The organism is Streptomyces sp., assembly GCF_050698815.1.
In the GTDB taxonomy this organism is placed as follows: Bacteria; Actinomycetota; Actinomycetes; order Streptomycetales; family Streptomycetaceae; genus Streptomyces.
In genome coordinates, this window is the sequence record NZ_JBOHCV010000030.1 from 1 (window position 1) to 12,290 (window position 12,290).

11 protein-coding genes and 2 pseudogenes are annotated in these 12,290 nt (G+C 70.0%); 6 read left to right on the forward strand and 7 right to left on the reverse strand.

Translation table 11 applies throughout. From position 1 onward, the window contains the following. Together ACRDP3_RS01000 and ACRDP3_RS01005 are read left to right on the forward strand one after the other, a co-directional pair. Positions 1-299: pseudogene (locus tag ACRDP3_RS01000) on the forward strand (hypothetical protein); the annotation flags it as partial. Between the two features lie 111 nt (positions 300-410). Beyond that, the gene (locus ACRDP3_RS01005) at positions 411-1,865 is read left to right on the forward strand and encodes an MFS transporter (protein WP_431514859.1); all 1,455 of its coding nucleotides are present in this window, start codon (positions 411-413) and stop codon (positions 1,863-1,865) included. Here the strand turns inward: ACRDP3_RS01005 and ACRDP3_RS01010 are convergent. From ACRDP3_RS01010 to ACRDP3_RS01020, 3 genes are all read right to left on the reverse strand, one after another. Beyond that, positions 1,862-4,378 (reverse strand): SpoIIE family protein phosphatase, encoded by a 2,517-nt coding sequence (locus ACRDP3_RS01010; protein WP_431514860.1) that lies wholly within the window; start codon positions 4,376-4,378, stop codon positions 1,862-1,864. The genes ACRDP3_RS01005 and ACRDP3_RS01010 overlap by 4 nt on opposite strands. A gap of 138 nt (positions 4,379-4,516) precedes the next feature. Further along, positions 4,517-4,843, reverse strand: coding sequence for a hypothetical protein (locus ACRDP3_RS01015; protein ID WP_431514861.1), 327 nt, complete (start codon positions 4,841-4,843; stop codon positions 4,517-4,519). A gap of 242 nt (positions 4,844-5,085) precedes the next feature. Then, positions 5,086-5,985, reverse strand: coding sequence for a S1 family peptidase (locus ACRDP3_RS01020; protein WP_431514862.1), 900 nt, complete (start codon positions 5,983-5,985; stop codon positions 5,086-5,088). Between the two features lie 305 nt (positions 5,986-6,290). On the opposite strand from ACRDP3_RS01020, the gene ACRDP3_RS01025 reads away from it, so the two are divergent. From ACRDP3_RS01025 to ACRDP3_RS01035, 3 genes are all read left to right on the forward strand, one after another. Then, positions 6,291-7,208 (forward strand): DMT family transporter, encoded by a 918-nt coding sequence (locus ACRDP3_RS01025; RefSeq protein WP_431514863.1) that lies wholly within the window; start codon positions 6,291-6,293, stop codon positions 7,206-7,208. A gap of 53 nt (positions 7,209-7,261) precedes the next feature. Beyond that, entirely contained in the window at positions 7,262-7,654 is a 393-nt protein-coding gene (locus ACRDP3_RS01030; protein ID WP_431514864.1) for a cupin domain-containing protein, read from the forward strand. A 154-nt stretch (positions 7,655-7,808) separates the two neighbouring features. Further along, complete coding sequence (locus ACRDP3_RS01035) at positions 7,809-8,666, forward strand: Bax inhibitor-1/YccA family protein (RefSeq protein ID WP_431514865.1); 858 nt, start codon at positions 7,809-7,811, stop codon at positions 8,664-8,666. Between the two features lie 95 nt (positions 8,667-8,761). Here ACRDP3_RS01035 and ACRDP3_RS01040 read toward each other — a convergent pair whose 3' ends face one another. Next, positions 8,762-8,989 carry a DUF4287 domain-containing protein gene (locus tag ACRDP3_RS01040; protein ID WP_431514869.1) on the reverse strand — a complete coding sequence of 76 codons (228 nt, stop codon included), beginning with the start codon at positions 8,987-8,989 and terminating at the stop codon, positions 8,762-8,764. Between the two features lie 74 nt (positions 8,990-9,063). Between ACRDP3_RS01040 and ACRDP3_RS01045 the strand changes: the two genes are divergently transcribed. After that, positions 9,064-9,429: a hypothetical protein gene (locus ACRDP3_RS01045; protein WP_431514866.1), complete on the forward strand. Its 366-nt coding sequence runs from the start codon at positions 9,064-9,066 to the stop codon at positions 9,427-9,429. On the opposite strand, the gene ACRDP3_RS01050 is transcribed toward ACRDP3_RS01045, so the two are convergent. From ACRDP3_RS01050 to ACRDP3_RS01060, 3 genes and pseudogenes are all read right to left on the reverse strand, one after another. After that, positions 9,416-10,336: a hypothetical protein gene (locus ACRDP3_RS01050; protein ID WP_431514867.1), complete on the reverse strand. Its 921-nt coding sequence runs from the start codon at positions 10,334-10,336 to the stop codon at positions 9,416-9,418. The two genes, ACRDP3_RS01045 and ACRDP3_RS01050, sit on opposite strands and share 14 nt — an antisense overlap. A gap of 193 nt (positions 10,337-10,529) precedes the next feature. After that, positions 10,530-11,750, reverse strand: coding sequence for an acetyl-CoA C-acetyltransferase (locus ACRDP3_RS01055; protein WP_431514868.1), 1,221 nt, complete (start codon positions 11,748-11,750; stop codon positions 10,530-10,532). 332 nt (positions 11,751-12,082) lie between these two features. Next, positions 12,083-12,290: pseudogene (locus ACRDP3_RS01060) on the reverse strand (SGNH/GDSL hydrolase family protein); the annotation flags it as partial.

Consider the following 12,290-nt stretch of genomic DNA (forward strand, 5'->3'; position numbering starts at 1 on the left):
CGATCCGCTACGTCACCGCGGACGTCGCCGTCGTACACGCCACGGCATCGGTGCTGATGCCGTGGCGGTCCGAGCTGCCCCGGCGGCGCCTGTCGCGGCAGACCCTCGTGGTCGTTCGCACCGAGCACGGCTGGCTGATCTCCGCCCTCCACAACGGCCGCGTGCGGCCGGTGACCATCCCCGCCCCTGACGCTCTCCCGTCCCGGATGTCGCAGGCGATGGGCGGTATGGGCCGCCGCCTGGGCATGGGCCGCCCCACTCCCGCCGCCCCGCGGGCAACAGATGCTCCGCGCGGCTGATCACCGTCAGGCGGACGCGGGCGCAGCGCCGTTCGGCGTCCAGGGGTAACCCCTTCGTGGAGCAGGACGGTCGTCGCAATGACTTTCCGGGCGGGCCACGGTCGTACCGGCATGGTCGAAGAAGCGGTCGCTGCACCGTCCCCCCGCGGCAGTCTCAGGCCGGGGGTGATCCTCGCGCTCGTCTGCGGCGCACAGTTCATGGTCACGCTGGACATCGCCATCGTGAACGTCGCCCTGCCGTCGATCCAGGCCGATCTCGGGCTGAAGCAGGCGGATCTGCAGTGGGTCGTCATCACCTACGGCCTCATGCTCGGCGGCCTGCTGCTGCTCGGCGGACGAGCGGGCGACCTGCTCGGGCGACGACGCGTGCTGCTCGCCGGGCTCGGCCTGTTCACCGCCGCCTCCCTCACCGCCGGCCTGGCCGAATCGTTCGTACAGCTGGTCTTGTCCCGAGGTGCCCAAGGCGTGGGCGCGGCGCTGACCGCCCCTGCGGCGCTGGCGATCCTCGCCGGCACGTTCCCGGAGGGCCCGGCGCGGAACAAGGCCCTGGGGGTCTTCGGCGGCGTGGGGGCCAGCGCGGCGTCGGTCGGCGTCGTGATCAGCGGGGCCCTGACGGCGGGCCCCGGCTGGGCCTGGATCTTCTACATCAACGTTCCGGTCGGCCTCGGCCTCGTCGCCCTGATGGTGAAATACATTCCGGCCGACGAGAGAATCCGTCGAGGAAAATTCGACGTCGGCGGCGCCGTGACGGTGACGGGCGGGCTGTTGGCGGTGGTGTACGCCATCAACAAGAGCGTCGACTACGGCTGGACCTCCACCACCACGCTCGGTTTCCTGGCTGCCGGGCTGGCCGTCATCGTGATCTTCGTCGTGATCGAGCACCGCTCGTCGGCCCCCCTCATGCCACCACGGATGTTCCGTGTGCCGACGCTCAACGCCGCGAACCTCGTCGCGGGGCTCGCGTTCGCGGCGTTCTTCGCGACGATCTTCCAGGCATCCCTGCTGATGCAGCAGGTGCTCGGCTACTCCGCGCTGCGTACGGGGGTGGCATACCTTTCCATGGCGGTGACAGCGGTCGTCGTCTCCGCGGGTCCCGCACCCCGGCTGCTTGTCCGGCTGGGCGCCGGCTGGACGCTTGTCATCGGGCAGAGCTCCTCGGCGATCGGAATGCTCCTGCTCGCCCGTGTCCCGGCGGACGCCGCGTACTGGACGGATCTCTTCCCCGGCTTCGTCCTCGTAGGTGTGGGTGTGGGGTTGTCCGTCGTCGCCGCTCAGGTGGCGGCCTTCATCGGCATCGACAAGAACGTCAGCGGTCTGGCCGGCGGCATGGTCGAGACCGCCAGGGAGATCGGTGGCGCACTGGGGACCGCGATCGTGGCCTCGGTGGCCATCGCCACCGCCCGCCAGGTGCAAGGCACCGGCATGCCCGGACCGACGGCGTTCACCGAAGGGTTCCAGCGGGGATCGCTCGTCGCCACCGGCTTCAACGTCGCGGGGGCACTCGCCGCCCTGATCGTGCTGCGACGGGCCGAACGGTCCGCCCGAGCCCGGTGGGAAGCCTCCTAGGGCAGGGCCTGTTCGGTCCAGATCGTCTTGCCGGAGGCCGTGTAGCGGGTGCCCCAGCGCTGGACGATCTGGGCGACGATGAACAGGCCGCGGCCGCCCTCGTCGTCGGTGGCGCTGTGCCGGAGGTTGGGCGAGGTGTGGCCCTTGTCGGAGACCTCGCAGTGCAGGCTGCGGTCCCGGATGAGGCGGAGGTAGACGGGGCCGGTGGCGTGCCGGATGGCGTTGGTGACCAGTTCGCTGACGACGAGTTCGGTGGTGAACGACAGCTCGTCCAGGCCCCATTCGACGAGCTGTTCCAGGGCCAGCGCCCTGGCACGGGAGACGGCGCTGGGCTCGGCGGTCAGTTCCCAGCCGATGACCTGGTCGGCGCCCAGTTCGTGCGTACGCGCCAGGAGCAGCGCCGCGTCGTCGGTGGTCGGCCCCTGCGGCTGGAGCTCGCTCAGCGCCCGGTCGCACAGCTCCTCCAGCGAGCTCTCCCGGTCGCTGAGGATGCCCTTCAGGGTGGCCACTCCGATGTCGATGTCGCGGTCGCGGTCCTGGACGAGTCCGCCGGTGAAGAGGGCGAGGAGACTGCCCTCGGGGAGGTAGATCTCGAAGGGCTCGAAGGGCAGGCCGCCCACTCCCAGGGGCGGGCCGGGCGGGATGTCGAGGAGAGAGAAGTGGCCCTCGGGGCTGACGCTGGCCGCCGGCGGGTGGCCGGCGCGGGCGGCGGTGCACAGCCGGGAGACCGGGTCGTAGACGGCGTAGAGGCAGGCCACTCCCACGGCCTGTTCGGTGTTCGGGCCGGTCCAGGGATCCTGTTCCTCCGCGCCCTGCAGGACCAGGTCGTCCAGCCGGGAGAGCAGTTCGTCCGGGGAGAGGTCCAGGCGGGCCAGGGCCCTGACCGTGGTGCGCAGCCGCCCCATCGTCGCGGCGGCGTTCACGCCGTGCCCCACGACGTCCCCGACGACGAGGCCCACCCGGGTCCCGGACAGCGCGATCACGTCGAACCAGTCACCGCCGACGCCCAGCCCGACGTCGGCGGGCAGATAGCGGTGGGCCACCTCGACGGCGGACTGCTCGGGCAGCCCGCGGGGCAGCAGGTTGCGCTGCAGCGTGAGGGCCGAGGCGCGCTCCCGCGTGTACCGGCGGGCGTTGTCGATCGACAGTGCGGTACGGGTCGCCAGCTCGTTGGCGAGAGTCAGCTCGTCGTTGTCGAAGGGGGCCGGGTTCTCGCAGCGCATGAAGGTGACCAGCCCCATGGTGGTGCCCCGGGCGCGGAGGGGGACGGCGAGGATGGAGTGGGCCTCGGGTCCGCCCGTACCCGCGCCCATGTCCGCGCCCGTACTTCCGCCCGTACCAGCGGCCGTGTCCGCGCCCGCGTCAGTGGCCTCCTCCGTAACGCCGCCGGCCGGTTCGACGTGCCGGTCGACGATGACCGCCTTACGGGCGGAGAGCGAGGCCAGCTGCGGCGAGCCCCGCCCGTATTCGATCGGGTGCGGCCCCGAGGAGGGGGCGTCCTCGCTGTCGGCCCGCGCGTCAGGGGTGGCGAAGCGTTCGACGACCCGTACGAGCGCGGGCGTCTCCCCTTGCGGGCGTGGTTCCTCGCCCTCCAGCACCCCGGCGACCAGGTCCACCGTCACCGTGTCGGCGAAAGCGGGGATGACCACCTGGGCGATCTCCCTGGCCGTGGTGACCATGTCGAGCGTGGTACCGATGCGGACGCCTGCCCGCACGGTCAAGGCCAGCCGCTGCTCCGCCCGGTAACGCTCGGTGATGTCGAGCGCGTCCTCGCACACGCCGATCACGTGGCCGTCCGCGTCCTTGAGCAGGTAGTACGCGCAGGACCAGACGTGGTCGTGCTCCGGGTCGGCCGGCGGGCGGGCCTGGTAGAGCACACCGAAGACCGGTTCACCGGTGTCGATCACGTTCTGCATGATCTCTTCGAGCGTGCCCGGGTAGCCCTCGGACAGCACCTCACCCTCGGCGTACAGCTCGTTCACGCGCCTGCCGGTGTAATCGTCACCGAACTGCTGCTCTATTTCTGCCTGATAGGTGACATTGGCCCAGGTCAGGCGCAGCTCGGTGTCGTAGATGCCCAGGCCGATGGGGGACTGCGTCGCCAGTCCGCGGAGCATGGCCTGGTGGGCCTCCCAGGAACGCAGCGGTTCCAGGCCGGCGGCCACCATGATCTGCGGCGAGGCGCCCTCGCCGCCGGTCATCGCGTAGATGGTCGTCGCCACCTCCAGCGGGTGGCCGTCCCGGTGGCGTGCGATACGGGCCTCGCTGCGCCACGTCGGGCCGACGGACCGTTCGAGCAGCGCGATCAGCGCGGGCTCCGGGGAGGACCGGCCCACCATCAGCGTCTCCAGCGACCGGCCCAGGATCTCGTGTGGGGCGTAGCCGAAGAGCTCCTCGGCCGCCTCGCTCCAGCCGATGACCACGTTGTCGCTGTCGAGCAGCACCGTGGCCGCACTCGTGACGTCGAGTGGTCCACGGAAGTCGATGGTCTCGGCCGCGCTCCACGCGTTCATGGCACCAATCCAGCCCGGATACGTTTCCCTCCAGGGTCGAGCCAGAGTGGAGCGGACACAAGCGCAGAGGGGCACCGGTGGCTCCCCTGCCGCGTCCGTGCAGGTCAGCGTTGTCCTGGCGAGACCGGAGCCATGCCGTTACTGGGGTCCCCTGGGGTCCCGGCGGGCGCGTCGTCCGGTGGTGCGGCGGACGGGCTTGGGCGGGGCGGGGCGCTGCGAGGGGGGCGTGGAGCAGGTCGGGCACCAGTAGCCGATTCCCTGGGTGAAGGTCCAGCCCTGCTCCGCGATGTAGGGGGCGGCACGGGAACTGCTGTGCAGGATGTGCCCGAAGAGGTCGTCCTCGATCGGCGGCGGAGGCTCGTCGATCACGAGGTCGAACACCGCCAGCGCGGGGCAGCTCAGGTCGTCACAGGCCAGGTAGAACCGTACGGGTCCGGGTGCCGCTCCCTCGGTCATCAGACTCATGCCCTCCACGCTAAGCAGACGGGACGGGCCGATGTGCCGGATTTGGCAACCGCGAAACCTGCGGGTGTAGTGGAACGGATTCGTCCGAATCCGTTCCGGGGACAACGGAGTTGACCCCAGGCCGGTGGCACCGCCGACGGCTTCGGTGGAACGCGGTGGCCCCCGCCCGGTCGACTCGGGCGAGGGCCACGTTCAGCTGTGGTGCCGGCTGCGCCGCCGACTCCGCTGTCGGCCGGAACCGATCAGTACACGCTCACGCCGTACGCGCTCAGCGTTTCGGTGACCGGCTGGAAGTACGTCGTGCCACCGGTGGTGCAGTTGCCGTTGCCGCCAGAGGTCAGGCCGACCGCGCTGCTGCCTGAACGCAGGGAGCCGCCGCTGTCTCCGGGCTCCGCGCACACGTTGGTCTTGATCATGCCGTAGACGACGTCGCCGCCGCCGTAGTTGACGGTGGCGTTCAGACCGGTGACGCTGCCGGTGTGGGTGCCGGTCGTGCTGCCGTGGCGGGTGACGGCCATGCCGACGAAGGCGTTGGCCGCGTTGGTGATGTCCGTACCGCCGGCGGTGCCCGGGTGGGTGATCGAACCGTTGGTGTACTGGACTATGCCGTCGTCGTTGACGGGGAAGCTGGACCCGACCGTCGGGCCGATCAGGGTGGTCTGGGAGGAGTTGGTGTACCAGTTCGACGCGCTGTTGGTGCAGTGGCCGGCGGTGATGAAGTAGTACGTGCTGCCGCTGCGGACATTGAAGCCGAGCGAGCAGCGAAAGCCACCGCCATAGATGGCGTTGCCGCCGGCGAGGAGCTTGCTGAGCTTGCCGGGGGCGCGCTCGATCTTGAGGGCGCCGGCGTCGGCACCGGCCTCCTTCTTGATCTTCGCTATCTCGGCGCGCGAAACGGTGCTGTCGGCGGCGACGACGAGCTTGTCGCTCTTCTTGTCGACGTGCCACGCGGTGCCCGCGACATCGGCATCGAGTACCGCGTCACCGGCCGCGGCGAGCTGGGAGGCGCTGAACGAGGCGGGGCGTTCGGCGGCGACGGCCGGTGCCGTCAACGCCGCTGCGGCTGCCATTCCGGAGGCGACGGCGATCAGCCGGGTGCGCCTCTTGGTGCCGCTGATGGGGGTAGTGCGCTTGATCCTCACTTCTTCCTCCAAGAGGGGAATCAGGGGGTCCGCTTCAGCAAGCGGGCCCGTGAGGCGCAGCCAGCCTCACGGCGGACTCGTGATCTGCCGTGACCCTGACAAGCGCTGAAGGGAGTATTCGATGCGCGCCGCCGGACCACAAGAGGTCAGTTCGAATGAGTTCCGTTTATGACCGTCCCCGCCCCGTCTAGGAGGTACTTTCCGGACAAGAGAGCCGTTCCGCACCGAATCCGTGATGAAGCGGTAGGTGTGACAACCCGCTGTGTCGCGGCGTCGTACGCCGCCTGGAGCCGTACCGGTGGGGGATGCTGGTGGCCCGAACCGGCGGCGTGGAGGGCATACCGATCATGGTCTATGTGTACGGCCTGGTCGGGGCCTGCTTCCTGGGTCTGGGGTTCGTGCTCCAGCAGGACGCCGCCGCCAAGGCACCGCTCGCCGACCTGCTCACCTTCCGGCTGCTGCTGGACCTGATGAAGGTGCCGCGGTGGCTGGCCGGGATCGGTTTCATGGTGATCGGTCAGATCCTGAGTGCGCTGGCACTGGGGATGGGGGACGTCTCGCGGGTCGAACCGCTGCTGGCCACCAACCTGCTGTTCGCGATGGCGCTGGCCCGCTGGCTCAGCGGCCAGCGGCTCGGCCTGTCCGGCTGGGCCGGCGTGGTGCTGCTCAGCGGGGGAGTGGGTCTCTTCATGGTGGCGGGCCACCCGGCCGGCGGCGATGACGCTCAGATCAGCGCGCTGCGGCACTGGCTGGTCATCGGCGGGGTGGTGGGGGTGGCCCTGGTGATGGTCCTGATCGCCCGTCACCTGAAGCTGATGAACGAACCCCCGCTGCTGGCCGGCGCGGCAGGCGTGCTCTACGGACTCCAGGACGCCCTCACCCGTGACGCCAGCCACGTCATCAACAGATCAGGCGTCTCCGGGCTGGCCACGAGCTGGCAGCCCTACGTCATCATCAGCCTCGCCGTCGTCGGTCTGGTGCTCGTGCAGAGCGCCTTCGAGGCCGGGCCGCTGCGGCAGTCGCTGCCGTCGCTGACGGCGGCGGAACCGCTGGCCGGGATCGCCTGCGGCATCGGCTTCCTGGGCGACACCGTACGGGTCACTCCGGTGGCGCTGGTCGGGGTGATCGCCGGGCTGGGCGCGGCGGTCGGCGGTGTGTTCCTGCTCGGCCGCCACCCGGCCATGCCCACGGGGAACCCGGACCCGTCCCCGGCCGGCCGCTGACCCTGTCACCCGGGCACTGGCCAACCCCGGCCGGCGGGGCCGACAATGACGTCATGACCGGCGAACCCATCGATCTGCACGGCGCTCTGGCCACCTTCGAGCAGCTGTGGAGCCCGCGCATCGTCACCCAGATGAACGACTACGACATCCGCGTCGCGAAGGTGGCGGGCGAGCACGTCTGGCACAGCCACGAGCACACCGACGAGTTCTTCCTGGTGCTCGACGGGGAGCTGAGCATCGCCCTCCGCGAGGCGGACGCGGAACGGACCGTCGTGCTCGGCAAGGGGTCCGTCTTCGTCGTCCCCCGTGGCGTGGAACACAAGCCCTCCGCCGCCGGCGGCGCGTCGATCCTGATGTTCGAGCCCACCGGCACATCGACCGTCGGTGACCGCCACGACCCGGTTCCCGGCCACGTCGACGCCACCACCGGCCACACCCTGGGGTGAATCCGGCGCCGGCCGGGACCAGAACGGAACGAAGACGGAACCAGGAGTTGATTTCCTTCGTTCTTGACTCAGGAGTAGCGTGCTGACTGCTGGTTTTGCTAAAGCATTACTCTGAAGGCTAGGTCTCTAGGTAGTGCCGCCATGGAGGAGTGAGATGAGGAGCAGCAACCCGGTCTTCTCGCGACGGGGGTTCAGCCGCACGGGCGGCTATGCCGGCTTCAACGCCGGGCAGCAGCCGCAGGCCGGGAACCCGTACGCGAACAGCCCCAATGTGAGCAACCCGTACGCCCAGCAGCAGCCGCAGACGACGGGGCAGCCGTACGGCGCTCCGCCCGCGGCCCCGCCGCAGACGCGGCCGATGACGATGGACGACGTAGTCGCCCGTACCGGAATGACGGTGGGCCTCGTCGTCGTCATGGCGGCTGTGGCCTGGATCACCGATCTGTCGCTGGGGCTTGCCATCGGCGCGGGTCTGGTGGCGATGGTGCTGGCGCTGGTACAGGCGTTCAAGCGGAAGGCGATGCCGCCGCTGATCCTGGCCTACGCCGCCTTCGAGGGCCTGTTCCTCGGGGCGATCAGTAACTTCGTCGACACCCATTACGCCAGCGGTGCGGCGATGCAGGCCGTGCTGGGCACCATGGCGGTCTTCACCGCGACGCTGGTGATGTACAAGACGCGGATCATCCGCGTGAACCGGCGCTTCGTGCGCTTCACGATGGTCGCCGCGGTCGGCTTCATCCTGCTGATGGGCGTGAACCTGCTGTTCTCGGTCTTCGGCGGCGGTGACGGCCTCGGCTTCCGCAGCGGCACGATGGGCATCATCTTCGGCGTCGTCGGCATCATCCTCGGCGCCCTGTTCCTGTCGCTCGACTTCAAGCAGGTCGAGGACGGCATCTCCTACGGTGCTCCGCGCGAGGAGTCCTGGCTGGCCGCCTTCGGCCTGACCCTGACCCTGGTGTGGATCTACATGGAGTTCCTGCGCCTGATCGCGATCCTGCAAGGGAACGACTGACGCACAGCGAAGGGCCCGTGAGGTGACTGCCTCACGGGCCCTTCGGCATGTGTCGGTGCGGTCGGTGTGGTAGGTGGAGGATGCGGATGCCGGGACTACAGGTGACGCGCAGCGCGCCGCAGATCGTATTCGTGGATGATGGCCTTGGCGTGGCCGTAGGCCAGGTTGTGCTCGCCGCGAAGCCAGCTCACCTTCTCCTCGAAGCGGAAGAGGGACGGGCCTTCGTCGACCGTGCGGAGCCAGTCGGACACTTCACGACCGGTGCACTGGGGGATGCGGGTGAGCATGTTCCGGTGGGTTTCTGCGGAGAAGATCTGGGACATCGGCGCCTCCGGACGCTGCCTTTTGGAGTCCTTCACGCCAAGGTGCCTGAGTGCGGGAGCGTTGGCAACAGTCCATGGGGGGCGCATACGCTTGCAATGTGCCCGATACGACCCTGCTGATCACCGCCGTGAGATCGCTGAGCGACCGACTGCGGACGCTGCCGGAGAGCGCGCTGCGCCGGGGAGCGGCGGCCGAAGGACTGGCCCTGGCCCGCGAGTTGGCCCTCCGGGCGCAGCGGCTGGAGTTCCCCGGACGGGTGCCGCGGGAGCTGCCGGACGCGGGTCTGTTCGCGGTGGGGGACCAGCTGGCCGTGGCGGGACACGATCTGGCGGAAATTCTGCGCGGAGTTGACGACGGGGGCGAGAAACTGACCTCCGCCGTCGACCTCGTCGAGGCCGGCGCCCGCCGTGTCGCCGACGCCGTCGCTAGGACGCGATGACGCGGTCTGCCAGCAAGTAGGCGGTACGGCCCTCGCCGTAGGCGAAGGTGAGGGCGTAGGCCCCGGAGACGCTGGAGCCACCCATCAGATAGGGAACGTCGCCCTGCCGCAGGGCAGCGCACAGCCGCCCCGCGGTCTCGCGGTGGCCCGGGGAGAGGCACACGGTGGTGCCGTCCTCGAAGAGGTAGACGTCCAGCGTGCCCAACGGCCCCTGCCGGACGTCTGTCAGCGCGGTACGGGCCTCGGCCAGCTCTGCGAGCCGCCCCACCGTTCGTTCGTGATCGGGAACGGCCGGCGCGCTCGACGGTGCCTGTCCCGGCACAGCGGGTTCGCCGTTGAGCGTGAAGTCGGGCTGCGAGGGGTGCCGGCGGCGCGCCGCGGTCAGCTCTGACGACTCCGACGGCTCGGAACCGGCCTCCCCGCTGTTCTCGTCCGCCATGGGCTCGGCGTCCGAGTTGAGCGCGGGCTCATTCTCGCGCCCGTACTGGCGCGGCACGAAGACGCCCGCCTCGGGCACGCCGCGGTCGCGCAGGTCCCGCAGACCGGCCAGCGTCTCATCATCGACCTGGCCCTCCAGCACGGCGTCGAACAGCTTGGCGTCCAGCCCGGGAGCGACCTCGTACTCCGTGCCGTGGCCCGCCAGCAGCGCACCGTCGTCCGCGTCGCCGTCCTGCGCGGCCCAGAAGGCACGGGCCTCGGCCAGCTCGCGCTCCCGTTCCTCGGCGAGCGCCTCGACGACGACCGTCCGTATCTCCTCCGCGGTACGCGCGTGCGGCACGGTGCCCGTGCACTCGGCGCTCAGTGTGCGGAGCTGGCGGCGCAGCCCACGCGCGGTGTGCAGGGCAGCGCCGCCCACGACCGTGGCGCTGACCGCGGTCGCGAGCAGGATGAGGGATATGGCGCTCACTGACGTACTCCCGTTTCCGATCGAGCCCCCCGAATCCTGTGGTCGCAGCTTCCCTGGGAGGGCGTGTCGACCGTAAGGCCAAACGCCGTGAATAGGACAGAGGTGAACAGTGACCTCTCTGGCTTCCCCCTCCGTGAACAGGGGGAACGCGGCGCCCCCAGGGGATAAATCACATCCTGGGGGCGCTTCGGGGTCAGCTGAGGCGCTCCAGCACCATCGCCATGCCCTGACCGCCGCCCACGCACATCGTCTCCAGGCCGAACTGCTTGTCGTGCCAGCGCAGGGAGTTGAGCAGCGTCGTGGTGATGCGCGCGCCGGTCATCCCGAAGGGGTGGCCGACGGCGATGGCACCGCCGTTGACATTGAGCCTGTCAAGGTCGATGCCGAGCGCCTGGTACGAGGGGATGACCTGGGCCGCGAAGGCTTCGTTGATCTCGACCAGGTCGATGTCGCCCACGGACATGCCCGCACGGGCCAGCGCCTGCTTGCTGGCCTCGACCGGCCCGTACCCCATGATCTCGGGGGAAAGCCCGGAGACACCGGTGGAGACGATCCGGGCCAGCGGCGTCAGCCCCAGCTCCCGCGCCTTGGTGTCCGACATGATGACCAGCGCTGCCGCGCCGTCGTTGAGCGGACAGCAGTTCCCCGCGGTGACCAGCCCGTCGGGCCGGAAGACCGGCTTCAGTCCCTCGACCCCTTCCAGCGTCACACCGGCACGCGGTCCGTCGTCCTTGCTGACGACAGATCCGTCCGGCGTGGTGACCGGAGTGATCTCCCGTTCCCAGAACCCGTCGGCGACGGCCTTCTCGGCGAGGTTCTGCGACCGCACCCCGAACTCGTCCATCTCCCGCCGGCTGATGCCCTTGAGCCGGGCCAGGTTCTCCGCGGTCTGCCCCATCGCCATGTACACATCGGGCACGTCCCCGCCAGCACGCGGATCGGTCCAGTCGTCGCCCCCCTTCTCGGCCCGCCCAGCCGTACGGGCCTCGGCGTCGGCGAAGAGGGGGTTGTGCGTGTCGGGCATCCCGTCGGAGGAACCCTTCACCTGACGGGACACGGTCTCGACACCCGCCGAGATGAACACGTCGCCCTCGCCCGCCTTGATGGCGTGCATGGCCATCCGGGTCGTCTGCAGTGACGAGGAGCAGTACCGGGTGATGGTGCAGCCCGGCAGGTGGTCCATGCCCATCTGCACCGCGACGACGCGGCCCAGGTTGTGACCCTGCTCCCCGCCCGGCAGGCCGCACCCCAGCATCAGGTCGTCGATCTGCGCGGGATCCAGCTCGGGCACCTTGGCGAGCGCCGTCTGGATCATCTGGGCGGTCAGGTCGTCGGGGCGCACGTCCTTCAGTGACCCCTTGAAGGCGCGTCCGATGGGCGAGCGGGCGGCAGAGACGATCACGGCTTCGGGCATCACGGCTCCAGAGGGTTTCTGCGTCGGCGTACGTCCGGAAGCTACCCGTACGTAGCCCGTGGGTCACGGTTCGCACAGTGTGATGCGGGCCTCTTTTCTAAGCGCTTGCTTGGCTTGGCCGGCAAGGCCCCGCCGATTCGAGGGCCCGGCCCTTTCCACCGTATGCCGCACCTGCGGCAAGGAGACCGCTCGCGCCCGAACCGGGCGCGAGCGGTTAGGGATACGGAGGGGACGGGGTCGCAGGGGTGGGCGTTCCGGGACACTCAAGCGTGATTTTCGGCCCGGGAAAGGAGGCAAGGTCGCCGTAACGTTTCCGAGCCCCGGGCCGTAAATCATGCCGTCCCGGAACGTCCGCCCCGGAGGCCCTGGCCCCGGCCCTCGCCCTGGCCCCGGCCCTCGCCCCGGCCCTCGCCCTGGCCCAGGGCCGCGCCCCCGGCCGCCGGAACAGCCGTGACGTCCTCCGCCGGAGGCAGCCGCCGCCGCCGGCGATGCTTGAGCAGCGCCCACGGCCCGCGAACCCCCGCGACCTCCGTGCCGCCC

Excerpts from the sequence above, each read along its gene's own strand:
- ACRDP3_RS01005 (WP_431514859.1), top strand. The coding sequence starts at position 411 with ATGGTCGAAGAAGCGGTCGCTGCACCGTCCCCCCGCGGCAGTCTCAGG.
- ACRDP3_RS01010 (WP_431514860.1), bottom strand. The coding sequence starts at position 4,378 with ATGAACGCGTGGAGCGCGGCCGAGACCATCGACTTCCGTGGACCACTC.
- ACRDP3_RS01015 (WP_431514861.1), bottom strand. The coding sequence starts at position 4,843 with ATGAGTCTGATGACCGAGGGAGCGGCACCCGGACCCGTACGGTTCTAC.
- ACRDP3_RS01025 (WP_431514863.1), top strand. The coding sequence starts at position 6,291 with ATGCTGGTGGCCCGAACCGGCGGCGTGGAGGGCATACCGATCATGGTC.
- ACRDP3_RS01030 (WP_431514864.1), top strand. The coding sequence starts at position 7,262 with ATGACCGGCGAACCCATCGATCTGCACGGCGCTCTGGCCACCTTCGAG.
- ACRDP3_RS01035 (WP_431514865.1), top strand. The coding sequence starts at position 7,809 with ATGAGGAGCAGCAACCCGGTCTTCTCGCGACGGGGGTTCAGCCGCACG.
- ACRDP3_RS01040 (WP_431514869.1), bottom strand. The coding sequence starts at position 8,989 with ATGTCCCAGATCTTCTCCGCAGAAACCCACCGGAACATGCTCACCCGC.
- ACRDP3_RS01045 (WP_431514866.1), top strand. The coding sequence starts at position 9,064 with ATGGGGGGCGCATACGCTTGCAATGTGCCCGATACGACCCTGCTGATC.
- ACRDP3_RS01055 (WP_431514868.1), bottom strand. The coding sequence starts at position 11,750 with ATGCCCGAAGCCGTGATCGTCTCTGCCGCCCGCTCGCCCATCGGACGC.